This is a genomic window from Deinococcus sp. AB2017081, assembly GCF_034440735.1.
In the GTDB taxonomy this organism is placed as follows: Bacteria; Deinococcota; Deinococci; order Deinococcales; family Deinococcaceae; genus Deinococcus; species Deinococcus rufus.
Window position 1 is genome coordinate 2,763,076 of the sequence record NZ_CP140098.1, and the last position, 21,440, is coordinate 2,784,515.

Consider the following 21,440-nt stretch of genomic DNA (forward strand, 5'->3'; position numbering starts at 1 on the left):
TGCCGGACGCCCCCAGATCCAGCCGATCCGGACACGGCGGCGCCGCCGGCCCGGTGCTCCAGTCCTACTCGCCCGCGTCCGGCTGCTCCAGGGGAATCCGTTCCAGCGCGTCCGGGTCGAGCAGGATGACACCCTGCGTGCCGATCTTGACCATGCCCTGCTTCTCCAGCTTGCGCATCACGCGCGACACGGTCTCGCGGCTCGACGAGATCCGCAGCATGATGTCCTGCATGCTCAGGGGCAGCAGTTCCGGGCGCGGCACGCCGGCCTGCACCCGCTGGGCGTACAGGTGCGTGAACACGTGGCTCAGCGCCGCCTCGGTGTTCATGCCGAAGGCGATCAGTTCATCGTTCAGGAACGTCACGCGCTCGGCCAGGATGCGGCTGAGGTTCCACAGCAACCGGGGATAGCGCCGCAGCAGCTGCTCGAAATGGGGCCGGTACAGCATCAGTGTGGTCACGGCGGTCAGGGCGGTCACCGTCGCGCTGCGCTCGCTGGACAGCGAGAGCACGGCCGTCTCGCCGATCACGCCCGGCGCGTACACGTCGCCCATGACACGCTCGCGGCTCCCGAGGCTGACGCGGCTGACGCGCACGATGCCCTCGGTGAGCAGGTGCAGGGCTTCCCCCTGGTCATCCTGGGTGATCAGCACCTCGCCCGGGGCCAGCCGCCGTTCGGTGACGATCGTGGCCAGTTCGTCCAGGGCGGCATCGGGAACATCGTGAAGCAGCGGGTTGCGTCTGAGGATTTCCTGCCGGGACATCCCGTGCATCCTATCCTGTCGGGCGCACGGCGAACCGCTACCAGGATTGCGGTCGGCGGCCGCCGCGCCGGTTTCGGGTAGCATGCGCCGCGTGACCCCCCCCGCCCTGAGCGCCGTGAACCTGACCCAGGCCTACGGCGACGTGACCGTCCTGCGCGGCGTCTCGCTGGAGCTCCATGCGGGTGAGGTCGTCGCCGTCACCGGCCCCAGCGGCAGCGGCAAAAGCACCCTGCTGCACCTGCTGGGCGGCCTGGACACCCCGCAGCACGGCGAGGTGTACTGGGCCGGCGAACGCGCCGACACCCTGGACACCCAGCGCCGGGCCCAGCGCCGGGCGGGCCGGATCGGCCTGGTGTTCCAGCACCACTACCTGCTCGACGACCTGAGTGTGCTGGACAATGTCCTGATTCCGGGCCGACTGGCCGGACGGCCAGACCCGGAACACGCGCAGCACCTCCTGGCCCGCGTGGGCCTCGCGGGGCGTGGCCGGGACATGCCCGGCGTGCTGAGCGGCGGCGAGCGCCAGCGCGTTGCGGTGGCCCGAGCCCTGGCCGCCCACCCGGCCGCCGTCCTGGCCGACGAGCCGACCGGCAGCCTCGACCGTGCCAACGCTCAGACCGTCGCCGCGCTGCTGGTCGAACTGGCGCGGGAAACCGGAGCCGGCGTGCTGCTGGTCACCCACGACGAGCGGCTGGCCCAGCACGCCGGCCGGGTGCTGCATCTGCTGGATGGTCAGTTCACGGATACCCTGCCTGACTACGGGTGAGCTGGCGGCCTGTCCGGGTCGTCGCCGGCACGCCGGTCACTCTGCCGGTGTGTCGGCTCCCAGCCGCACCGTGATGTCGGCACCGGGCACACTGCCCTCCGGCGCGACGGTGCCGTGGCCCACATCCCGCTGCACCCGCCCGGCCAGCGCCCCGGTGATGGTCGTGCCCGACTGGTCGCCCGGCCCATTCGTGGCCGTCACCCGGCGGTAGCCCAGCTCCTCCAGACGCATCTTCAGACGCCGCGCACTGCCGGCGGGGGCCCCCACATTCACCACGGCCACCGTCAGGAACCGTGGATCGCCCGGATCGCGGAAATCTGTGGCGATCAGACGGTCGAGCGCCGCCTGATCCACCGCCCAGACGCTGGCTGCTCCCCGGAAGCCGAAGGAGCCGGGCACCGTGAGGGTCTTCAGTTTCAGGCCGCCGGCCGCCGCGCCGAGGATCGACCCGACCGTCGCACGATCCAGGTTCGTCCGGGTGTTGCGATCCAACGCACTGACCATCAGCGGCACACGCCACCAGTTCAGGGGGCGTTTCACCTGATCGCTCAGGGCAGCCAGGAACAGTTGCTGGCGCTCCACCCGCCCGATATCCCCCCGGGCGTCGTGGCGGAAACGCAGGAAGCCCTCGGCCTGGGTGCCGTTCAGGCGCTGCACGCCCGGCTGGAGATCGATGTGCAGCCTGCCCGCGTTGTCGTCGTATTTCATGCGGGTGGGCACATCCAGTGTCACGCCGCCGGCGGCATCCGCCAGGGCCCGCAGGGCGTACAGCGAGAGGAAGGCGTAGCCGTCCACCTTCACCCCGGTGAGATCCTCGACCGCGCCGACCAGCATGTCGGGGCCACCGTGCGGATTCGCACCGTTGATCTTGCCCCAGCCCCAGCCGGGAATGTTCATCCACGAGTCGCGCGGGATGCTGAGCAGGTTGAGCTGCCCACCGGGCCGGATCTGCGCGAGCACGATGGTGTCCGTCGTCCCGGTGTAGTCCTCCGCCTTCGCCGGCCATGGCCACACGGGGGCGGATTCGTCGTACCTGGGAGCGACGCCTGCCAGCAGTACCGTGACCGGGGTCTCGGGTCGGTGGGGCACCGCTCCGTACCGGGCCAGGAACGGCGCGGCGGGAGCCACCGTGGCGACGACCGCCGCCAGCAGCACGCCGATGATCACACGAACTCGCACGCCGCGAGCATAGCGGGCAGATGACGCGAAGTCATTCACCGTTGGGATGACCATCCCGGCTCTGGCCCGAGACGACCGCGCGCCGGCTGGAGTGCAGTCCACTCCAGCCGGCGCGGCGTCCGGGCCTTCAGATCAGTTCAGCGTGATCTTGTTGGCGATCAGTTCGCTCTGGCCCTCGTTGATCTCGCCCTCGACGGCGACCGAGGCGTTGGCGCGGTCGGTGCCGAAGAACTCGTCTGCGGTAGTGGCGGCGCCTTCAAAGACGGTGTCCGGCGTGATCGTCACGGCGTAATTGGCGTCGTTCTCGTTGAGCGTGAAGGTCTGGGCCGTGCCGTCGAACGCGGTCACGGTGCCTTCCAGGCCATCCCCGGCGGCCATGTCCATCTCCTCGCCCACGGTGGCGTCATCGGCATTGGTCAGCGTGCTGTCGGTGCCGGGATCGGCGGCGTTGTCGGTGGTGCCGTCAGCAGCCGTGGTGTCGGTGGTGTCCGTCGCGGTCGCGTCGGTGGTGGTGTCGGTCGCCGTGGTATCGGTGCCCGTCGTGGCGGTGTCGGTCGTCGCCGTGTCCGAGGTCGTGGTGCCGGTCGTCGAGGTCGAGGTGTCAGCCTCCGGCGCGCACGCGGCCAGCATGGAAGCGGAGATCAGGATCAGAAGGATGTTCTTCATGGCCTGAGTCTCCAGTCCAGTCCCGTTACCCCCGTGAAATGACCCCCAATCTCACTTCATGTGCGTGAATGGTTCGTTCACTTCCAGTCAGGAGATGAGGGCGCAGCCGACCTGCGGCAACCGCCGGGTCAGCGCAGGTCGAAGCCCTGTGCGCCGACATCCACCGTGACCGCGCCACCGTCTTTCAGGCGGCCGAAGAGCAGCTCGTCGGCCAGAGGACGCTTGACGCGCTCCTCGATCACTCGGGCCAGCGGACGGGCTCCCATGGTGGGGTCGTATCCCAGCTCTGCCAGGCGGGCGCGGGCCGCGTCGGTCACCGTCATGGTCACGTTCCGCTCGGCGAGTTGCGCCGCGAGTTCGCGCAGGAACTTGTCGACCACACCCGTCATGACCTCGCGCGACAGGGGCCGGAAGTGGATGACGGCGTCCAGGCGGTTGCGGAATTCCGGCGTGAAGGTGCGCTTCACGGCCTCGGCGGACTCGCTGGCGCGGCCCTCGCGGGAGAAGCCCAGCGCCGGGCGGCTCGCGTCGGCCGCGCCCGCGTTGGTCGTGAAGATCAGCACCAGGCCGCGCCCGTCGACCTTCTTGCCCGCGTGATCGGTCAGCGTGCCGTGATCCATGAGCTGCAGGAAGATGTTGTAGACGTCCGGGTGGGCCTTCTCGATCTCGTCGAGCAGCAGCACCGCGTGGGGCGATTTCGCCACGGCGTCGGTCAGCAGGCCGCCCTGGTCGAAACCCACGTAGCCGGGAGGCGCGCCGATCAGCCGCGCCACCGTGTGCGGCTCCTGATACTCGGACATGTCGAAGCGCGTCAGAGGCACACCCAGTCGGTCGGCCAGGGCGCGGGCCAGTTCGGTCTTCCCCACGCCGGTCGGCCCGGCGAACAGGAACATGCCCTGCGGCTTCTGCACGTCGCGCAGGCCCGCCCGCGCCAGCTTGACCGCCGACGCGACCGCGCTGACCGCCTCGTCCTGGCCGTACACGCGGGTCTTCAGGTCGGCCTCCAGGGTCGCCAGCGAGCTGATCTCCTCGGCCTTCACCGCGCCGACCGGCACACGGGCCATGCGCGCCACGGTCGCCTCGATGTCCGGCACGTCGATCACGCCGCCCGTGCCCGCACTGCTGCGGGCTGCGCCGGCCTCGTCAAGGACATCAATGGCCTTGTCCGGCAGGAAGCGGTCGCGCAGGTGCCGCACCGACAGCCGCACCGCCGCGTCCAGCGCCGGATCGGTGTACGTGACCCCGTGGTGCTCGGCATAGCGCCCGGCCAGCCCGCGCAGGATCGCCAGGGCGTCGGCCTCGGACGGCTCGGGCACCTCGACGGTCTGGAAGCGCCGCCACAGCGCCCGGTCTTTTTCCAGGTGGCGCAGTTCGGCCGGGGTGGTCGCGCCCAGCACGCGCAGTCTGCCCCGCGCCAGCGCCGGCTTCAGGAGGTTCGCGGCGTCCACGCTGCCGCCCTCGGTGGCCCCGGCCCCGACCAGGATGTGCAGTTCGTCGATGAACAGCACCGCGTTCTGCCCGTCCAGCTCGGCCAGTACGCCCTTCAGACGCTGCTCGAAATCGCCCCGGAAGCGGGTACCGGCCAGCAGCGCCCCCAGATCCAGCGCATACACCGACGCGCCCCTCAGGAAGCCCGGTGCCTTGCCGTCGGCCACGCGCTGTGCAAGGCCCTCGGCCAGCGCGGTCTTGCCCACGCCCGGCTCGCCCACCAGCACCGGGTTGTTCTTGCCGCGCCGCGCCAGGATGTGCACGACCCGCTCCAGCTCGGGGTCGCGGCCGATCACCGGATCGAACTCGCCGGCCCGCGCCTGTTCGGTCAGGTTCGCGGCGTAGGCCTCCAGCGGACTCTGCTGCGGTTCGGCCTCGGCTCCAGCGTCCGGGCCGTCCACGCCCGCCGTGACCCGCTCGCGGCCCCGGCCGTCCACCTTCGCCACGCCGTGCGACACGTAGCTCAGGACGTCCAGACGCGACACGCCCTGCGCCTCCAGCGCGGCGCGGGCCGGGCTGTCGGGTTCCTCCAGCAGCTCGGCCAGCACCCGCGCACCGTCGGCCTGCTCGTGGCCCTTGCCACTGGCGTGCAGTTGCAGCACCGCGCCCTGCACGACCCGGTGAACCCCCAGCGTGAAGTCCGGTTCGGCATCGTCGACGACCTCCAGATCAGCCAGCGCGTCCTGGAGGTCGTCGCGCAGGCGGGGCACGTCCACCCCCAGGGCCAGCAGCGCCTCCCGCGCCTCGGGATCGTGGGTCAGGGCCAGCAGCAGGTGCTCCTGCGTCACGTACTCGTGTCCCGCCTCGCGGGCGTAGTCCGCCGCCCGCCCCACCGTCACCTGCAGATGTTCACCGATCATTCCTGGGCCTCCGGTTCTGCCACGACCTGCAGGGGATAGCCCTCGGCCCGCGCGTGCGAGGTCACCTGCGCCACCTTCGTCTCGGCCACGTCGCGCGGGTACACGCCCGCCACGCCCCGGCCCTTGTGGTGCACCGCCAGCATGATCAGCTGCGCGTCCTGTTCAGCCTTGCGGAAATACCGCTCCAGCACCATGACCACGAAGTCCATGGGCGTGTAGTCGTCGTTCAGCAGCATCACCCGGTACAGCCGGGGGCGCTGCGTCTGGGTGCGCTCCAGTGTCTGTGTCCGTGCATCACCATCCCGGCGCGTCATGGACGGAGTCTAGCGGCCAGCCTGCCGGCAGATGGTGCTGCTGGCAGGCCTTCAGCGCCGAGGAAGCGCCCGCGTGACCTCGGCCCGGATCTCGGCCGGCAAATAGGCCCGCGACGGCAGGCGCAGCAGTGGCAGGCCGGCGCTGCGGAACGCCACGTCCTTGACCGCGTCCCGGTGCTGCTGGCGCTCCGAGGCGTGCGAGCGGCCGTCGAGTTCGATCCCCAGCACAGGGCGGAAGTCCTGGGCGGCGTCTACCAGCAGGAAATCGACGTGCTTGTCGCGCAGTCGGCCCAGGGTCGCCGCCTTCGAGCCCACTTCCGTGATCCGGAACAGGTCGTTCAGCCGGACATTCGGGAACACGCGGTACGTCGTGCCCTGTGTCCCCTCCAGAAGGGCCGTGTAGAAGGCGTTCTCGTCCCGGCTGAAGAAGTAGCGTTTGACCTCGATCGGCAGCGTGTCCGGCACGGTGCGCTCAGTCGTGGGTGTAGGAGGAGGGGGTGCTTCCTTGACGCCGAACAGCGCCGCCAGACAACCGAGAGCCATGCCTCACCGTAGCGGGATCGGTCACGCCAGCAGTTCGCACCTGCGGCCCACCCGCCGGGGGGCTCTGTCTGCTCCGTCCGGGTCAGCGGCTCCTGGGCCGCAGCCACTCCGGGTTCACGGGCACGACAGCGGTGCTGGGCGAGAACAGCCACGCATCGGTCGGGAATGCGCCGCTGGTCAGGGTGAAGTTCTGGGTGGGCGCTCCCGGCATCGACCCGCTGCCCGCCGTCTCGGCGATGGTCAGTTTGTTCCAGCCGGCCGCGAGATTCAGCCGGTAGGTAACCGTATTGGAGGTCGTCTCGCCGGAGTACGTGACCCGGCACGACACGCTGCCCACGATGGACAGCGGCGTGTCCACATACACCACGCCGCCCAGCTGGAACGAGGTGGCCGCTCCGGGCGTGGCCGGCGGCGTCTGCACGACGGGCAGGATGCCCCCCTTGACGGCCGACTGCACGTTCACGAGCAGTGTCACGCCGCGTGCGCCGGCTGTGCTCAGCCTCGGCGTGCCGGTGCACGTGGTGTTGCCGACCGCGGTCGGCTGCGTCGCCTCCATATCGAACGAGGATCCGGTGAAGGTGTGCAGCAGGGCGCTGTCCAACTGCGCAGGCAGCTCCAGCGTGAAGTCACCGCTCGCCGAGATGGTTCCGGACGCGATGTGTTCGGTTCGGGCCGTATCCCCGCTGCCGACGATGATCTCGCCGCGGACGGTGCCTGCCCCGCCGCTCCACGCCCTGGTCGTGACCCCGGCCTGGGTGGAGGCATCCTCGACCACGACGCCCGACAGGCCAGTAATGGCCACGGCGGGTTCCAGCGGCGGTTCCACCGGGCCGCCGCCACAGGCCGCGAGAAGCAGGGCAATGCCCGTCAGGAGCAGGAAAGGTGGCCGGATCACATCCCGAGTGTAGAAAAGCCCCACGGCGAGCGATACCGCCGTGGGGGGCCATCAGCCCAGATTGTGAAGTGCTGGTGAGGGGATAGGGAACTCAGCGCATGAAGAAGCTGCGAGGAGCCTTCACGCCCTGGCTGGTCGGGATAGGCGACACGACTGTCCATTTGTCCGTCGGAAGACTCCCGGCCGTCAAAGTGATGTTCAGGGTGATGTCTGCATTGACGGTGGACGACGTGGTGGTGACCACCGCGTTCTGGTCAAGGGTGATGTTCGCCTTGTTCCAACCCTTCACGAACTTAGCGTTGAACACCACCTTCCCGGTGACTGTCCCGGAAGGCGCCAAAGCCACGGGGCCAGAGCAGGTCACGGTGCCGTTCAGGGTCACGGGGGCATCGAAGTAGACCAGTGCACCCTCCTGCAGGACGCTGGAGGTCTTGATCACTTCGCCCTGCGCCGTGGTCTGGGTCGTCTGCGTCTCTGTCAGGAGTTGTGGCCGCATCTCCCCAGAGACGGTTCCGATGGCTCCCAGGCGCAGAGATGACTGCTGAGCGCTTCTGGTGCTGAAGGTCGGCGTGCCCGTGCAGGTGGCCTCGCCATTGGTCAGGGAAACGAACAACCCCGTCAGGACGACTGTCTCCGGATTGAATGGCATCAGCGCAGTCGTGGGAACCGTGGTGGGCATACTTAGGGTGAAGTCTCCGCTGGCGGCGAGGGCTCCCGTCGTCACGACCTCGGTCTGGTGGGAGGTCAGGGGCGCGATATCCATGAAGCCGTCGACCCGTCCGGCCCCTCCCGTCCACGGGCCAGTCGTCAGCGTCGGGTTGGACGACTTCACCTCAATCACTGTGCCGCTCACCCCGTTCACCGGTGTTGGGGCTGGAACAGTCGTGGCGGGGCACGCGGTCAGCAGAAGGGTCAAAGCGCTCAGGGGCCAGAGTTTTTTGGGGGTCACACGGCCACTGTAGAGGCAAATTCTCGCCGGTGATGCCGCATATATGGCATCGAGCGGTCTGTTACGTCATGTGGCCTACACCAGATATAAAATCCGTCCCCGACGTATTCTGTGCACATCTATGACGACTTCCCCGCCGGACGCCGCCGTCCACGTCCGTGACCTGAAAAAGCGCTACGCCGTGCACGAGAAGGAGCCGGGTGTGCTGGGCAGCCTGAAGTCCTTCGTGAACCGCAAGACCCGGCAGGTCGAGGCCGTCCGGGGCGTGTCCTTCGACCTCCAGCCCGGCGAGGTGGTGGGCTTCCTGGGGCCGAACGGTGCCGGAAAGACGACCACCCTGAAGATGCTCTCCGGGCTCCTGCACCCGTCGGAGGGGACGGCGCGGGTGGCAGGCTTCGACCCCCGGCGGCGCGAGACGGCGTTCCTGAAGCAGATCACACTGGTCATGGGCCAGAAGCAGCAGCTGATCTGGGATCTGCCTGCGCTGGACAGCTTTCTGGTGAACCAGGCGATCTACGAGATCCCGGATCAGCAGTACCGCGACACCATGCGCGAGTTCACCGAGGTGCTGGATCTGGGCGGCATCCTGACCAAACAGGTGCGCAAGCTCAGCCTGGGCGAGCGCATGAAGTGCGAGCTGGCGGCAGCCCTGCTGCACCGGCCGCAGGTGCTGTTCCTGGACGAGCCGACCATCGGTCTGGACGTGAACATGCAGGAGGCCGTGCGGGACTTCGTACGTGAGTACAACCGCCGCTACGGCGCGACCGTCATGCTGACGAGCCACTACATGGCCGACGTGACGGCGCTGGCCCAGCGGATTCTGGTGATCGACGCCGGCACCCTGGTCTTCGACGGAGACCTCGCGGCGCTGGCCGGGCAGGGCAGCGGGGGCAAGACCATCCGTGTGCAGCTGCGCCAGCCCACTCCGGCGCACGCGCTGGCCGCGTATGGACAGGTGGTCAGCACCGACGGCCTGAGCGCCGAGCTGACCGTGCCGCGGGCCGAGGTCAGCGCTCGGGCGGCCCGGCTGCTGGCCGATCTGGACGTGGCCGACCTGACGGTGGAAGACCCGCCCATCGAGACGGTCATGGCCGAACTGTTCGGCGCGAACAGACCGGGCACCGCTGTGACCGGCCCGGAGCCGGAGGTGCCCGCATGACCGCCCGTCTGCGGGCCACGGGACGCAAGGTGCGGGTGCTGTTTGCCACGCAGTTCGCGCTGATGGCCGAGTACCGCGCCGAGGTCGTGATCTGGATGCTGTCCGGCACGCTGTCGCTGGTCATGATGCTGGTCTGGATGGCGCAGGCGGCGGCCGCCCCCGGCGGCGCGGTGCGCGGCTACACGCCCACGGACTTCGCCACGTACTTCCTGTCCACGTGGCTGGTGTCGCAGCTGCTGGTCGTGTGGGTCTCGCACGAACTGGACTTCGAGATCCGGCAGGGCACGCTGTCGCCCAAGCTGCTGCGGCCCCTCGACCCCTTCTGGCAGCACCTGCTGGGCCACGTCTCCGAGCGGTTCATCCGCATCATCCCGATGCTGGCGCTGGTGGGCGCGTTCACGTGGCTGTCCGGCGCGCAGTTCACCGGCCAGCTGTGGGCGTATCCGGCCGCGCTGGGACTGGTCGTCCTGGGCTTCGGGGCCCGCTTCCTGTGGGAGTACACCATCGGGCTGCTGGCGTTCTGGACGGACTCCAGCACGTCCTTTCAGGAACTCGTGTGGCTGGTGTACGCCGCGCTGGGCGGCATGTTCGCGCCACTGACCTTCTATCCGGAGTGGGTGCAGAGGATCGCGGTCTGGACACCCTTCCCATACATGCTGGGTCTGCCGTCACAGCTGCTGGCGGGCAAGGCGACGCCTGTCCAGGCTGCGCAGGGGGCGCTGATCCTGGCCGCGTGGCTGGCCGTGTTCTGGGTGGTGCGCTGGACGGCGTGGCGGGCCGGCCTGAAGAAATACGGCGCGGTGGGCGCATGACGGCAGGACATGAGACGGCGGAGCGGTTCTCATCCCTCATGCCTCATCACCCATCTCCCCTCCGCAGGAGCACCCCGTGAGGCGCTATCTGCGACTCGTCCGCATCTTCACCGGGGCGACCATCTCGGCGCAGCTGGAGTACCGGGCCAATTTCGTGGGCGCGGTGCTCGCCAGCCTGGGCGAGGTCGGGGTCGCGCTGCTGGGGATCGGGGTGCTGTTCGGGCAGCCGGGTACGACCACCGTGGGCGGCTGGACGTTCCGCGAGGCGCTGCTGGTCACGGGCTTCTTCATGCTCACCGAGGGCTTTATCGCGGTATTCGTGCAGCCGAACATGAGCAAGGTCGCGGAGGCTGTGCGCACCGGGAACATGGACTTCACGCTGCTCAAGCCCATCGACGCGCAGTTCAACGTGAGCACCCGACACCTGAACGTGCTGCGCGTGCCGGACATCGTGATCGGGCTGGGCCTGATCGCCTATGCCTGCGCGGCCCTGACGGTCACGCCGGGCGGGGTGCTGGCAGCGGCGCTGCTGTACGTGTCGGCGCTGGTGATCGTGTACTGCATCTGGCTGGGCCTGAGCACGACCGCGTTCTGGTTCGTGAAGACCCAGAGTTTCCCCAGAATGGTTGTTCAGCCTTCTACACCGTCTGGGTGCTACTATTTAGTCGTCTAGGTGCCCTCCTAGACACTTCCAGCGCCTCAGCCCTCACGGGTTGGGGCGTGAACCTTTTACCTCTGCGGCAGTTCCAGACTGTTGTAAAGCTTAGAGATAAGTTCCAAGCTGTCTACGTTATATTGAAAGAATACAGCGTCCACCTTGCCCATCATAGCTGTTATTTGTTCTTGTTCCTCTATATCTGGAATTTCTGCTAACTGCCTCCTATCGTGTTTAAACTGAATAATCATCGTGTGAAGAGTAAAATGTCTCCTCATAAGGTCAAAATAGCTATCTCTGTCCTCTGGCTTAAGTACCACTAGATATTTAGGATTGAACTCATCCACTAGCGTCAGAAGTTTTGCAGAAGCTTCACCACTTGCCAGTATTTTTTCATCATTTTGGAAAACTGAAAGTTCAAACGCCCTATTTTTCATATTAATAACTGCACCGGACACACTATACAAATGTCCTATTACTTCCTCTGTTGCCCTATACCTCTCCTTGTAGAGGATTTCGTACTTTCTCCCACGGTTGGCAAGCTTAAAGGCTATGTAGACACCTATAAGGGTCAGTATGGGAGGAACAAACAGCTTTAGGAGTTCTAGAGGCCAGTTGACAGGAGGCAGTGCAGCAGCGGCAGCACTCACAACCGGCGGTATTTCTGCGATGGACATAGCCGAGACTACCAAGCCGCACCAGCCGAGACACCCCCAAATCAGCGACACGAAAAAACCCCCTGTGGAAGGGGGTTCAGGGTTTGAGAGAGGCCAGGATAGCAGAAGGGTCAACTGTGGCCTCCCCTAGCGCCTCCTGTGAGGCTTGGAGGGTGTCTCCGAGGGTCACACCTGCTGCCCTCAGGTCTTGGAGGTCTGCCTTCAACGCCTCCATCTCTAGGGACAGGTTAATAAGGTCATCCGAGATACCCTCTGCAAATTCCTCAAAGGCTGCCTTTAGCCTGTCATGCCTTCTTTCTGCTGCTGTAAAATAAGCCTGTAGTATTTTGTCTTCCATAGTCTTAACCTCTGTTGTTTGATTAGTACCAGCTTACAGGTAAGGGATGGAGAAGGCAAGGATTGTTTTTCCCAGGGGCGAAAACTCTCAGGACTATTTCTTGCCCTGCCCAATGTCCAAGGACTCTCCCCTACCCTCTGCGATAATTCCCAGGGGGTTTCTTGTGGACGTAGGATTAATTAGAAGTCTCTCATCAGTGGATGTTACTGTTGAGAAAAGACAGGAATAGAAGAAGTGCTTGTTGTTGACCTTGGGGGATTTTCCTGAGGTCACTAATTCTGATTCTTCTTCATCCCTATCTTTTGACCTTGACCTTAGATGTTTTCAAGACCTACTTTCGCCCGACCTAGGGCGAGGGAGATTATCTGCTATAGGTTATCTACTAAACGTTATCTACTAAGGGAAGAAATAGGCGGCGTTTTTCGCTGTACTGGATAGGGTTTCAGGCAAAAACAAGGGGGGCTGGGGTGTCAGTGCATTGACATGGGGGTGTCAGTGGATTGACACGTTTTGAGGCAAGTGTGTCAGTGGACTGACAAAGGGTGTCAGTGGATTGACATGGGGTGTCAGTGGACTGACAACTAGGGTCTTTAGAGTGGTTAAAATCCCCCCGAAGAAAAACCAACTTGAGTTATCCAACAACCCCTGCTTTACTGTAGGTATAAAGAAGCAAGGGTTTATATCAGTAATGTAATACAATGCTTGACTTTATGAGAAGATGTGCTATACTTAAGAAGTAAAGAAGGAAGACAAGAAAAAAAAAAGCCCCTAGGCCAGGGGCATTTTCTTTCTTCCATCTGTTTAACAACATTTTACACATCAGGAGACTTATGAACGAGACCAAGACAGAATTGATAGCACTGAGAGTAACACCAGAGTTTAAAGCACAGATAACTAAAAACGCACGCAAGGAAAACAGAACCGTTAGTAACTACCTAACCCTAAAAATCCTTGAGGCAATCAAGGGGAACTAACATGACTACCTTCTTTACAAAGGACTTTTCAAACTTTTTCAGAATACCAGAATCAGCACTACTCAGGTCTAACGCTGCTTGGGATATTTACCTCTTCCTACAGGACATGGTTTACAGGAAAGATGCCAGCTTCTATGGCAGAAATGCAGGAGACCTAGAAATAGCTTCTCATAAGTGGAGAGAAGGCAAAGTAGGCACCCTGACAACCCTCCACGAAATTGAAAGCTACAGAGGATGGAGTAGAAACACTATCATTGAAGGCTTGAAGTGTCTCATCAGACTAGGTTTTGTGAAACTGGAAGAAGGGGAAAACCCAGAAAGACCGTTTGACCCTAATGGACTCTTCTACATCGTCGGAAGAAGACTCAAGAACAAGAACGGTAACCTTACTGCCGAGTCTGTGACCTTTTACGAAGACATAGAAAACCTCCTAGGTGATAGCAGGGAGAGGGCATTAGAGTGGCAAGCCAAGTTGATAAAAGAATTCAAGAGTAAAAAACCCCCAATGCCAATACACAACCTCAGGTTTGAGGGTGTCAGCGCTAAGGCAATTAAGAAGCTTCCTAGAAAGAAGTCAACTAAGCCTGAAATGACACTAGAGGTCATGGCAGTTGAACACATAAGGCGAGAGAACGGACACTTCACCAAGGGGCAGCTAGCCTCAGCACTAGACACAATCCAAGAGGAAGAGGGTACTGACTTCATTGGTAGGCTTAGTAACGCCTTAGGTGAACACGGAGTTCTACCTAATGCACAGAATTACGGCAAGAATGCACAGGGTTACTTACTAGCCCATGTGTACAAAGAAGCAGCAGATTAAGGAGAAAATATGAAAAAAATACTTACAGCAGTTCTAGCACTAACCCTCTATGCCACGGCAACAGCGCAAGTCTCAGCAGTTAATTATGAGTCATGCGTAGGTATCGCAATTAAGTACAACTTCAAATCTTGGATAACTGTGCCTGTTCCAGACACCTACGGACTTTGGACAGCAGTAGGAGTCTTTACGGAGAAGCATCAAAAAACCCCCAAGGATAATTACCTAGTGTACAACGACAAGGAAGGACACCTATCAGTCCTCGCTACATTTGATAACAATAGTATTTACTGGAATGAAGCTAATAACCTTGTCTGCTATCTTAAGTGATTTTGGTTATTCAAACATTGCTGGTATAATGAAGTATACAAATCAAAGGAAGGGGAAACCCGAAAGAGGTATTTTATGGGTATTAAAGCAGGATACATTATTGAAGATTCAGAAAGTAAGTACATGGAGGAGAAGCTACAGGCTGACCTAGCATCTAGATTCAGCAACTTCATCACATCTATCAGGACTTGGATTAACGAAAGGAAGGTTGGTGACGTTCCGAGTATCACTATCACAGCATTGGATGTCAAAAACAGCGCCTCTCTCAAGTTTGGTACTGGTGACAATGCAGTAGATGTGCGTATTGCGTCTCTAGACCCTGATGCACTTGCAAAGCTGATTGATAAGCTGGAATAAGAAACACTAGAGTATCTGTATTAGCTAGGGGGCCAAATGGCCTCCTTTTATTTTGTTTATTCAGCATCAAATGTTATACTTAAGGTAAGTTAAAGAGGAACTATGACTACATACATTTACAGCTTATCAGACCCTAGAACACAAGAAATCAGATACATAGGAAAGACCGACCATTCGAAGAGGCGACTGTCTCAACACATCTCCGACACCAAAGATGGGCCTTACAAAACCAACTGGATAGCCAGCCTCAAGAAGGATGCACTCTCCCCAATCATGACCATCCTAGAAGAGGTTGAGGAGGGGTGGCAGGAGAGGGAACGATTCTGGATAGCTGCCCTTGCGCCTCATTCCCGCCTAGTGAACCTCACAGCAGGGGGAGAGGGTGGAAGCTACACCCCTAGCGCCGAGACCCTACAGAAGCGTTCTGAGGGGCTAAAGGCTGCCTACCAGCGTAACCCCCAACTGAGAGAGGCCAAGCAGAGGCAGATGCAGGGCAACCAGTACAGCAAAGGTGTTCCTTCCTCGGAGAAGCAGAAGCAGTGGAACAGGGAGAACAAGCCCGCTGCTAAATCATGGGCTGTAGAAACCCCCTCAGGAGAAATCCTGACGGTATTCAGCCTCAGACAGTTCTGCTTAGAACATGGACTATCACAGGGGAGTTTATCTCAAACCCTCTCAGGCAAGAGGAAGCAACACAAGAATTACAAATTGATTGGATAGGGTAACGCCTATCCTCAGGGGTAGGCATGTCTAAACGATATAAGAATGTGATTAGAAACCAAGAAGGTAAGAGGGTAGGTTTTCTAGAAGGAAACAAGCGCTGGTATGCCATGTTCTCTGGAGAAGAGTTCTATGTGACCAGAGGCGGGCATATCTACTGCACGTTTCTAAACCACAAAGAAGAAGTAGAGAAGCTGTTTCTAGGAAGCTTAGATGTATCGGAGTATGACCTACTACAGCTAGGCTTAGACCTTTCAGTCATTAAGTACCACAGGGAAAAACCCCCTCAAGAAAAAAGAAGGGTTGTCAATAACCCCAAGATATTTATTGGAGTGAGTTACGAAAAGAAGCGTAAGGGCTTCAAAAAATGGAAGGCGACGATAAAAACCCCCAATGGAATCAAATCTGTTGGTTATTTTGCATCACAGCAGGAAGCACAGGAGGCACAAGCAAATGCGTACACTAAATATCATCAGGAAAACAACAACGGATGAGGAGGAAAAGAGAGTATTGGACACCATCATTCCTCAGTTATCTTTTGATGGCATTATCTATCCTACTCGGATTATCAAGGCGTATGATTGGAATAAGGACAAGTGGTGGAAAGCCTTTGGTAACTTGACGACAAGGTATAAAGAGTTCATTGAAGTAACGGTACATTGGGGCAGTGACGGTAAGAAGACTGTTGATTCTGTCTATGGAGAAGACGCACTGACAATTACAGAGATTAATTAGTATTATTCACAAACACTTAATATAATAGTTGTAGAGGTTAAGACTATTATGATTAAGGATGATTACAACAATTTTAGAAAGCTATTGAAGGAAGGGGAAGCAGGAGAAGATACAGTTACCCAATGGTTTATCAATAGAGGCAATACAGTCATTGATTCAGCGAGAGACAAGGGTAACTTTAAGGATTGGGATTTAAAGATAGAAACCCCGCACGGGAAAGAACTAACAATAGAGATAAAGACAGACAAGAGTATCAGTAACAACCTAGCAATAGAGTTCAGTTCTAGAGGCAAGGACTCAGGCATTGTTTCTACTAAGGCAGATGTCTACCTTATCTATTTTGTGAATGACTCCACCCTGTACGCCATGAGGTCAGATGACCTCCGAGAGTGGATAAAAGATAATTCCCCCCGAGTAGTAAAGAACAAACAGAATGACTCAGACACTTATTTATACCTTATTCCAAAAGACGTATTTACATCATATGAGGTTCAATGAATTCAGAACTAGAAACCCTCCTGAAAGCTAACAACACAAGCTATGCCGAGATAACAACAAGACTCGGATTTACCAAAGGGCAACTCCGTAGGTATGTCACGTCTGATGACCTTACCTATAAATTCAAGCTGCTTGTGAGGCTATCGAAAGCAGGCTACACCATCCCGTACCACCATAGGCCACAGTGCAAGACCTGCAAGAGTCGCTACATCCCTCATAGCTATAGGCAGTACCAGTGTTCAGAGTGCATAGGGTTACCAGGGTATGACCTGACACCCTCGGACTACAAAGACCTTGAGGTCTCCCCTGCCAGGGCAGCAGCAATACTAGGGCTGCCCAAAACCTCTCAGGTATATTCCCTGCTTCAATCTTGGGATGATGACCAAGAAGAGAAGATGGTGCAGAAGTTGAAGAAGCTGACGGGTGAAACAGGGGCAAAACCCCCCAAGAAGAAAATACAATAAGGCATGGCAGTAAAACCAATAGAACACATAGCAATCAAAGAGGAATGCAGGAAGCAGGGAGTAGAGGTCTTCTCAATCTTTAGCTACAACACAGAGAATAGAAGGGAAGATAGCACGGTCAAGGAAATCATCTTCAAGAGTCGCCTCAAGAGAGATGAAGTCCTTGCTGTCGCTATCGTTTACTTTAAAGCTATTGGTTATGTCGGCAAAGTGAATGTCATTCCTCTTCAACCTGAGTATTTCAGGGCAAGCCTGTCCAACAGACTCAGGTACTAAAAACCCCCCAAGGAGAAAACAACATGAGTAAGAAAGAAGTATCACTAGAAGTAGAGAAGATGATGAAGCAGGATGCAGCATTACAACAGAAGACAGCAGAGGCATTCATCTTAGCCAAGTCAGCAGAACTCCAGAGACTCAGGAAGCAGGATGCAAAAGCGTAAGTATACAGAAGACGACTGCTTTAGGATTTGGTGCAATCTCGGAGAAGAGAGGAGTATGGAAGAGGTTGCTAGTATCACTGGGAAATCTCCCAAAACTATCTACAACTATTCCTCTTCGGGAAAGTGGAAGGCAAGGCTAGAGGAGTTGTCACAGAAGGATAAAGAGGTCATTGAAGCGATTGTTAGGGATTCTGACACTAAGAGAGTCTTGACTGAGATGGAAGTGTATAGGGGGCTGAGTGAGTCCCTACTTCAAACCATCACAGATTCTCTCCCTCTGCTACAGCCGACTGCATCAGCCAGGGAGTTAAAGACCCTCCTAGATACCTACAGACTCATCAACGGTCAGCCTACCGACATCACGAAAACAGAGGTAGCCCAGGTCTCTACAGAGAACCTGTCCACCCCTGAACTGACCAGCCTTGCTGCTGACGTGGCAGAGAGATTGTTTAACTAGTTCCTCTAACTGGGTTTAGGGTAAAAAGTTTTAGGAGTACCTAACAAAAATCCCCCAAAGAAAAAAGGGGATTACTGGTCTATCTCCGACATAACTTTATCCTTGGCAATACCTGAACACATACCTTGTGAACCACGTAGGTATTCCTCTAGAGATTGAGTTGTATCAATGTGCTTATACTCAGCGGAAGAGAAGTCCATACACTCTTTATATAATCGTTCATACTTCTGTGCCATAGTCTCGGGTTTCTGACACCCTGCTAATAACACACAGACAGCTAGCAGCAAAGGCTTCACTTCACGCCCTCAGGATGTGCCTGCTTCCAATCCTTGATAAAAGCGTCGTAAAGAGTATAGGCATATTGTGCCACCTTCAAGTTAATAGCACTAATAGAAATTTTCTCAGTGTAATAGGTTGTTTCATAACCACTTCTCACTAGCAATGTATTGTGACTCGGAAGACCAATCGGATATAGGGAAAGTGTCGCTGTTACATTGCCAATATCAAGCTTACCGAAGTAGGAAAAGTCAGTGCTTCCTAGTAGCTTATATTTACATCTGATTGACTTTCCTATGACAAAACCAAGGTCTATCAGAGATGTCGAATTTTCAACAGATACTTCAGGTATTAAGTCCTGTAAATAATCTCCCCTTACCATAGTTACGAATTTAGGTTCAACACATATCTCCTCTGCCTTTAACTCCGAAAGGTTGACGGCAGAAGCCCCACAGGACAGCAGGGCAGCCAGCAGCACAAGTTTTCGCACCCTCCCAGCCTACCCCAGCGAGGCTGAGGCAGGTGCCGCACATGGACACACCCCCCAATGAAAAAAGAATTGAACACAGCAGACCAACTTAAAATAATCAGAGACGCAGGGGAAAGAGACTTTGAATTCTTCCAGCGACAGATACTCCAAATACCAGAGGAGTTCATCAGACCACATCAGCTAGGCTGGGTAGACTCCTTTGAGACCTACACAAAGGTCATGCTGCTTGCCCCTAGAGAACACCTCAAGTCCTCTACGCTAACAGCCTATCTCCTCTGGAAGGTTCTCTATAACCCTGAACTCAGGATACTTATTGTCACCATCTCAGACTCTCTGGCTAGCGGAATGCTGAACAGAGTTAAGACCATCCTAGAGACAAACCCCAGAATCAAGAAACTGTTTGGTGACGTGAAGGGTAACGGTATATGGGGTGCAGAAGGACTGACTCTCAAGAGGAAGAACGTCTACACAGAACCGACCATCAAGGCCATAGGCGTAGGTACGGCTGCTGTTGGGTCTCGCTGTGACCTCCTCATCTGTGATGACCTCACGGATTCACAGAAGGCGGATAGCCCTGCTGAGAGGCTGAAACTCTCGGAGAGATTCTTTGGGGAGTTGTCCTCCCTGGTGTTCGCAGGGGGCAGAACTATTGTCCTGGGAACACGAAAGTCCAAGGATGACCTCTACTCCGAGATTCTAGGCAACAAGTCCTTCTATTCCATTGTTCAGTCTGCTATTCAATCCCATTCCCTAGAAGAGTTGGAGTATGAATACATCAGAGATGCTAATGATGTGATTGTAGATGTAGCAATCAAGACGGAGGCAGTAGAGGTTCTAGACCCTATCAGGTGGCCTCTGCAACGGCTTCTGCTGAGGAGGGCTGAGACAGGTTCTACCTTATTCCTCAGGGAGTATCAGAACGATATCAGCAGCTTCAAGGGTGCCTTCCTGAAACCAGAATGGCTAAGACTGGCAGAGGAAATCCCCCCTTGGAAAGAACTCAATATCTACATGGGCGTAGACCTTGCTATCTCGGAGAAGCAGACAGCGGACTTTACCGTCATCACAAGTATTGGACACCATAGGAAAACCAACAGGATATATCTCCTGAGGATGCACAGGGGTAGGCATGACTTCCCCACAACCCTAGAGAATATCCAAGGGGAGTTTAATTACTGGAAGGATAAAGGCGTCAGACCTCTCAAGATAACCGTAGAGTCCAACGCTGCACAGAAAGCTACATACCAGATGCTATTCAAGACCAGCAACCTTCCTGTTATCCCTAGCCATACCAGTAAGGGCAAAGAATCAAGGATGACCCTCCTAGCCCCTTACTTTGAGAACAAGAGAATTACCCTCAGTCCAGACTTTGACCCTGAGGGAGTATTTAAGACTGAATGGTCAGCTTTTCCTAATGCCAGAGTCCATGACGACTCACTAGATGCAGTGGAAATTGCCCTACGCCCAATCCTTAGCGGGGGCAAATCAGGACAGGTAGTAATCGGAGGAATTAGATGAATCTTACAAACAAAGAATTGAACTTAATTGCATCAAGTAAAAAGGTCTGGAACTATTACAACAATGATTTTGTAACCGACTATCCGACCAAGGCTGTACAGCTTCCACTCGGTAGAACCATCAAGGACACCCTTGTCTCTGACAACTGGATTAGCAAGACTGTCAACAGGTTTGCCTCAGCGACAGTAGGCAAGTATTCCAGCATTGAAACAGAGGATGCCAAGCTAGCGGAGTATATCGCCCTTTGGCATGAAGCTATAGATTTTGAATCTAAAATCACCAGCATTGCCAGATACCAAGGACTCTTCGGATATGCTGTTGTCAAGCTGGTTTTCACGTTCCCAAGAGACGCTGACGGTGGAATCATGGTCTCTACCCCTGAGGAATTCCTACAAGGGATAGACCTTGCCGTCTTTGGTTCCGACAAGGCAATTGTTAGATACGATGAATACGGTAAACAAGATTCCGTACTTATCCAAGTCGGCAAGACTCTAGAGGTCTTTTATTCCGACAGGATAGAAAGGTATGAAATTACATCAGGCGGACTCTACAAGCTAATCAGCACTGAATCTACGCCTATTGGCCCCCTTGTGTTTGTGGTCAACAACCTAGAAACAGGGGTTAACAGCAACTCCGATATTCACCACATTGTTACCTTGCAAGAGGCGCTGAATGATGCCCTCACATCTTTACGCCTAGTTACTCACTACCACGGATTCCCAATCTATACGGCTACTGGTGTAACTCCTGCCTACGATGAAGACGGCAAGGCTAAGCCTATGATTATGGGCGCAGGTATGACCCTTCAAACAGAAGACCCTGACGCTAAGTTTGGAAGAGTAGAGATGCCTCAGATAACGCCCCTCAAAGAATCTATTGAGGAACTAACCAAGGAGATAGCAGTAGCAACCAACTCCTTAAGCCTCCTGACAGGCCAAGCCCCCTCAGGTGTCGCCTTGGCCTACTTGCAGTCTGACTTTCAAGCAGCAGTCACAGAGAAGCAGATGAAGATATCTAACTTCATCAAGAAGCTACACCACACCATCTTTAAGCTGATTGACTACACTTACACCACCAGCTTTAGTAAGTCTGGATTCAAGGTGTTTGTGGCGGGATACAACCCAATCCTTGCTGACTTGAATTTCCAGCAGGCTAAGGAACTCTATAGCCTCGGTAGTATCACCAGAAAGACTCTGCTTGATGCCGCTGATGTTGTGGAAAACACGCAAGCAGAACTAGACGCCTTGGCTACGGAGGGGGCAGCTTCACCAGACGGCCTTACAGCCCTCCTGAGAGGATGA

General features: G+C 57.5%; 28 protein-coding genes. 17 read left to right on the top strand and 11 right to left on the bottom strand.

What is annotated here, in order from left to right; all coding sequences use genetic code 11:
• Positions 1-64 precede the first annotated feature (64 nt).
• Entirely contained in the window at positions 65-763 is a 699-nt protein-coding gene (locus U2P90_RS13410) for a Crp/Fnr family transcriptional regulator (RefSeq protein ID WP_322472518.1), read from the bottom strand.
• An 82-nt stretch (positions 764-845) separates the two neighbouring features.
• Here U2P90_RS13410 and U2P90_RS13415 point away from each other — a divergent pair, with 82 nt between their 5' ends.
• Positions 846-1,529 (top strand): ABC transporter ATP-binding protein, encoded by a 684-nt coding sequence (locus U2P90_RS13415; protein WP_295819687.1) that lies wholly within the window; start codon positions 846-848, stop codon positions 1,527-1,529.
• 36 nt (positions 1,530-1,565) lie between these two features.
• Here U2P90_RS13415 and U2P90_RS13420 read toward each other — a convergent pair whose 3' ends face one another.
• The 7 genes from U2P90_RS13420 to U2P90_RS13450 form a co-directional block, all read right to left on the bottom strand.
• Positions 1,566-2,708, bottom strand: coding sequence for an LCP family protein (locus U2P90_RS13420; RefSeq protein WP_322472519.1), 1,143 nt, complete (start codon positions 2,706-2,708; stop codon positions 1,566-1,568).
• 132 nt (positions 2,709-2,840) lie between these two features.
• A complete protein-coding gene (locus U2P90_RS13425; RefSeq protein WP_322472520.1) occupies positions 2,841-3,374 on the bottom strand; it encodes a hypothetical protein in 534 nt (177 codons plus the stop codon).
• Between the two features lie 128 nt (positions 3,375-3,502).
• A complete protein-coding gene (locus tag U2P90_RS13430; protein ID WP_322472521.1) occupies positions 3,503-5,722 on the bottom strand; it encodes an AAA family ATPase in 2,220 nt (739 codons plus the stop codon).
• Positions 5,719-6,036 carry an ATP-dependent Clp protease adapter ClpS gene (clpS, locus tag U2P90_RS13435; protein ID WP_295819677.1) on the bottom strand — a complete coding sequence of 106 codons (318 nt, stop codon included), beginning with the start codon at positions 6,034-6,036 and terminating at the stop codon, positions 5,719-5,721. The genes U2P90_RS13430 and clpS overlap by 4 nt, the downstream gene beginning before the upstream one ends.
• A gap of 51 nt (positions 6,037-6,087) precedes the next feature.
• On the bottom strand, positions 6,088-6,579 hold the full coding sequence (locus U2P90_RS13440; protein ID WP_322472522.1) for a DUF2726 domain-containing protein: 492 nt from the start codon (positions 6,577-6,579) through the stop codon (positions 6,088-6,090).
• Positions 6,580-6,661: 82 nt separating this feature from the next.
• Positions 6,662-7,474 carry a hypothetical protein gene (locus tag U2P90_RS13445; protein WP_322472523.1) on the bottom strand — a complete coding sequence of 271 codons (813 nt, stop codon included), beginning with the start codon at positions 7,472-7,474 and terminating at the stop codon, positions 6,662-6,664.
• Positions 7,475-7,565: 91 nt separating this feature from the next.
• Positions 7,566-8,423 carry a hypothetical protein gene (locus tag U2P90_RS13450; protein WP_322472524.1) on the bottom strand — a complete coding sequence of 286 codons (858 nt, stop codon included), beginning with the start codon at positions 8,421-8,423 and terminating at the stop codon, positions 7,566-7,568.
• A 121-nt stretch (positions 8,424-8,544) separates the two neighbouring features.
• Between U2P90_RS13450 and U2P90_RS13455 the strand changes: the two genes are divergently transcribed.
• The 3 genes from U2P90_RS13455 to U2P90_RS13465 all read left to right on the top strand — a co-directional run bounded on the left by U2P90_RS13455 (position 8,545) and on the right by U2P90_RS13465 (position 11,067).
• Positions 8,545-9,582 (top strand): ABC transporter ATP-binding protein, encoded by a 1,038-nt coding sequence (locus U2P90_RS13455; RefSeq protein WP_322472525.1) that lies wholly within the window; start codon positions 8,545-8,547, stop codon positions 9,580-9,582.
• Positions 9,579-10,394, top strand: coding sequence for an ABC transporter permease (locus U2P90_RS13460; protein ID WP_322472526.1), 816 nt, complete (start codon positions 9,579-9,581; stop codon positions 10,392-10,394). Before U2P90_RS13455 ends, U2P90_RS13460 begins: the two co-directional genes overlap by 4 nt.
• A 76-nt stretch (positions 10,395-10,470) precedes the next feature.
• Positions 10,471-11,067: an ABC transporter permease gene (locus U2P90_RS13465; protein WP_322472527.1), complete on the top strand. Its 597-nt coding sequence runs from the start codon at positions 10,471-10,473 to the stop codon at positions 11,065-11,067.
• Between the two features lie 56 nt (positions 11,068-11,123).
• Here U2P90_RS13465 and U2P90_RS13470 read toward each other — a convergent pair whose 3' ends face one another.
• Together U2P90_RS13470 and U2P90_RS13475 are read right to left on the bottom strand one after the other, a co-directional pair.
• On the bottom strand, positions 11,124-11,726 hold the full coding sequence (locus U2P90_RS13470) for a hypothetical protein (RefSeq protein WP_322472528.1): 603 nt from the start codon (positions 11,724-11,726) through the stop codon (positions 11,124-11,126).
• 76 nt (positions 11,727-11,802) lie between these two features.
• Complete coding sequence (locus U2P90_RS13475; protein WP_322472529.1) at positions 11,803-12,063, bottom strand: hypothetical protein; 261 nt, start codon at positions 12,061-12,063, stop codon at positions 11,803-11,805.
• A 975-nt stretch (positions 12,064-13,038) separates the two neighbouring features.
• On the opposite strand from U2P90_RS13475, the gene U2P90_RS13480 reads away from it, so the two are divergent.
• The 11 genes from U2P90_RS13480 (at position 13,039) to U2P90_RS13530 (ending at position 17,855) form a co-directional block, all read left to right on the top strand.
• Complete coding sequence (locus tag U2P90_RS13480) at positions 13,039-13,857, top strand: hypothetical protein (RefSeq protein WP_322472530.1); 819 nt, start codon at positions 13,039-13,041, stop codon at positions 13,855-13,857.
• Positions 13,858-13,866: 9 nt separating this feature from the next.
• Positions 13,867-14,184 carry a hypothetical protein gene (locus U2P90_RS13485; RefSeq protein ID WP_322472531.1) on the top strand — a complete coding sequence of 106 codons (318 nt, stop codon included), beginning with the start codon at positions 13,867-13,869 and terminating at the stop codon, positions 14,182-14,184.
• Positions 14,185-14,259: 75 nt separating this feature from the next.
• Positions 14,260-14,541, top strand: a complete 282-nt coding sequence (locus U2P90_RS13490) for a hypothetical protein (protein WP_322472532.1) — start codon at positions 14,260-14,262, stop codon at positions 14,539-14,541.
• Positions 14,542-14,643: 102 nt separating this feature from the next.
• Positions 14,644-15,261, top strand: coding sequence for a GIY-YIG nuclease family protein (locus U2P90_RS13495; RefSeq protein WP_322472533.1), 618 nt, complete (start codon positions 14,644-14,646; stop codon positions 15,259-15,261).
• A gap of 26 nt (positions 15,262-15,287) precedes the next feature.
• Positions 15,288-15,755, top strand: a complete 468-nt coding sequence (locus tag U2P90_RS13500; protein ID WP_322472534.1) for a hypothetical protein — start codon at positions 15,288-15,290, stop codon at positions 15,753-15,755.
• A 16-nt stretch (positions 15,756-15,771) separates the two neighbouring features.
• The gene (locus U2P90_RS13505) at positions 15,772-15,996 is read left to right on the top strand and encodes a hypothetical protein (RefSeq protein ID WP_322472535.1); all 225 of its coding nucleotides are present in this window, start codon (positions 15,772-15,774) and stop codon (positions 15,994-15,996) included.
• A gap of 48 nt (positions 15,997-16,044) precedes the next feature.
• Positions 16,045-16,494: a hypothetical protein gene (locus U2P90_RS13510; protein ID WP_322472536.1), complete on the top strand. Its 450-nt coding sequence runs from the start codon at positions 16,045-16,047 to the stop codon at positions 16,492-16,494.
• Positions 16,491-16,958, top strand: coding sequence for a hypothetical protein (locus tag U2P90_RS13515; protein WP_322472537.1), 468 nt, complete (start codon positions 16,491-16,493; stop codon positions 16,956-16,958). The genes U2P90_RS13510 and U2P90_RS13515 overlap by 4 nt, the downstream gene beginning before the upstream one ends.
• A gap of 3 nt (positions 16,959-16,961) precedes the next feature.
• On the top strand, positions 16,962-17,234 hold the full coding sequence (locus tag U2P90_RS13520) for a hypothetical protein (RefSeq protein ID WP_322472538.1): 273 nt from the start codon (positions 16,962-16,964) through the stop codon (positions 17,232-17,234).
• A gap of 23 nt (positions 17,235-17,257) precedes the next feature.
• A complete protein-coding gene (locus U2P90_RS13525) occupies positions 17,258-17,398 on the top strand; it encodes a hypothetical protein (RefSeq protein WP_322472539.1) in 141 nt (46 codons plus the stop codon).
• On the top strand, positions 17,385-17,855 hold the full coding sequence (locus U2P90_RS13530; RefSeq protein ID WP_322472540.1) for a hypothetical protein: 471 nt from the start codon (positions 17,385-17,387) through the stop codon (positions 17,853-17,855). The genes U2P90_RS13525 and U2P90_RS13530 overlap by 14 nt, the downstream gene beginning before the upstream one ends.
• A 292-nt stretch (positions 17,856-18,147) precedes the next feature.
• Here the strand turns inward: U2P90_RS13530 and U2P90_RS13535 are convergent, their stop codons facing one another.
• Positions 18,148-18,621, bottom strand: coding sequence for a hypothetical protein (locus U2P90_RS13535; RefSeq protein WP_322472541.1), 474 nt, complete (start codon positions 18,619-18,621; stop codon positions 18,148-18,150).
• Between the two features lie 57 nt (positions 18,622-18,678).
• Between U2P90_RS13535 and U2P90_RS13540 the strand changes: the two genes are divergently transcribed.
• The gene (locus U2P90_RS13540; protein ID WP_322472542.1) at positions 18,679-20,139 is read left to right on the top strand and encodes a hypothetical protein; all 1,461 of its coding nucleotides are present in this window, start codon (positions 18,679-18,681) and stop codon (positions 20,137-20,139) included.
• On the top strand, positions 20,136-21,440 hold the full coding sequence (locus tag U2P90_RS13545; RefSeq protein ID WP_322472543.1) for a phage portal protein: 1,305 nt from the start codon (positions 20,136-20,138) through the stop codon (positions 21,438-21,440). The genes U2P90_RS13540 and U2P90_RS13545 overlap by 4 nt, the downstream gene beginning before the upstream one ends.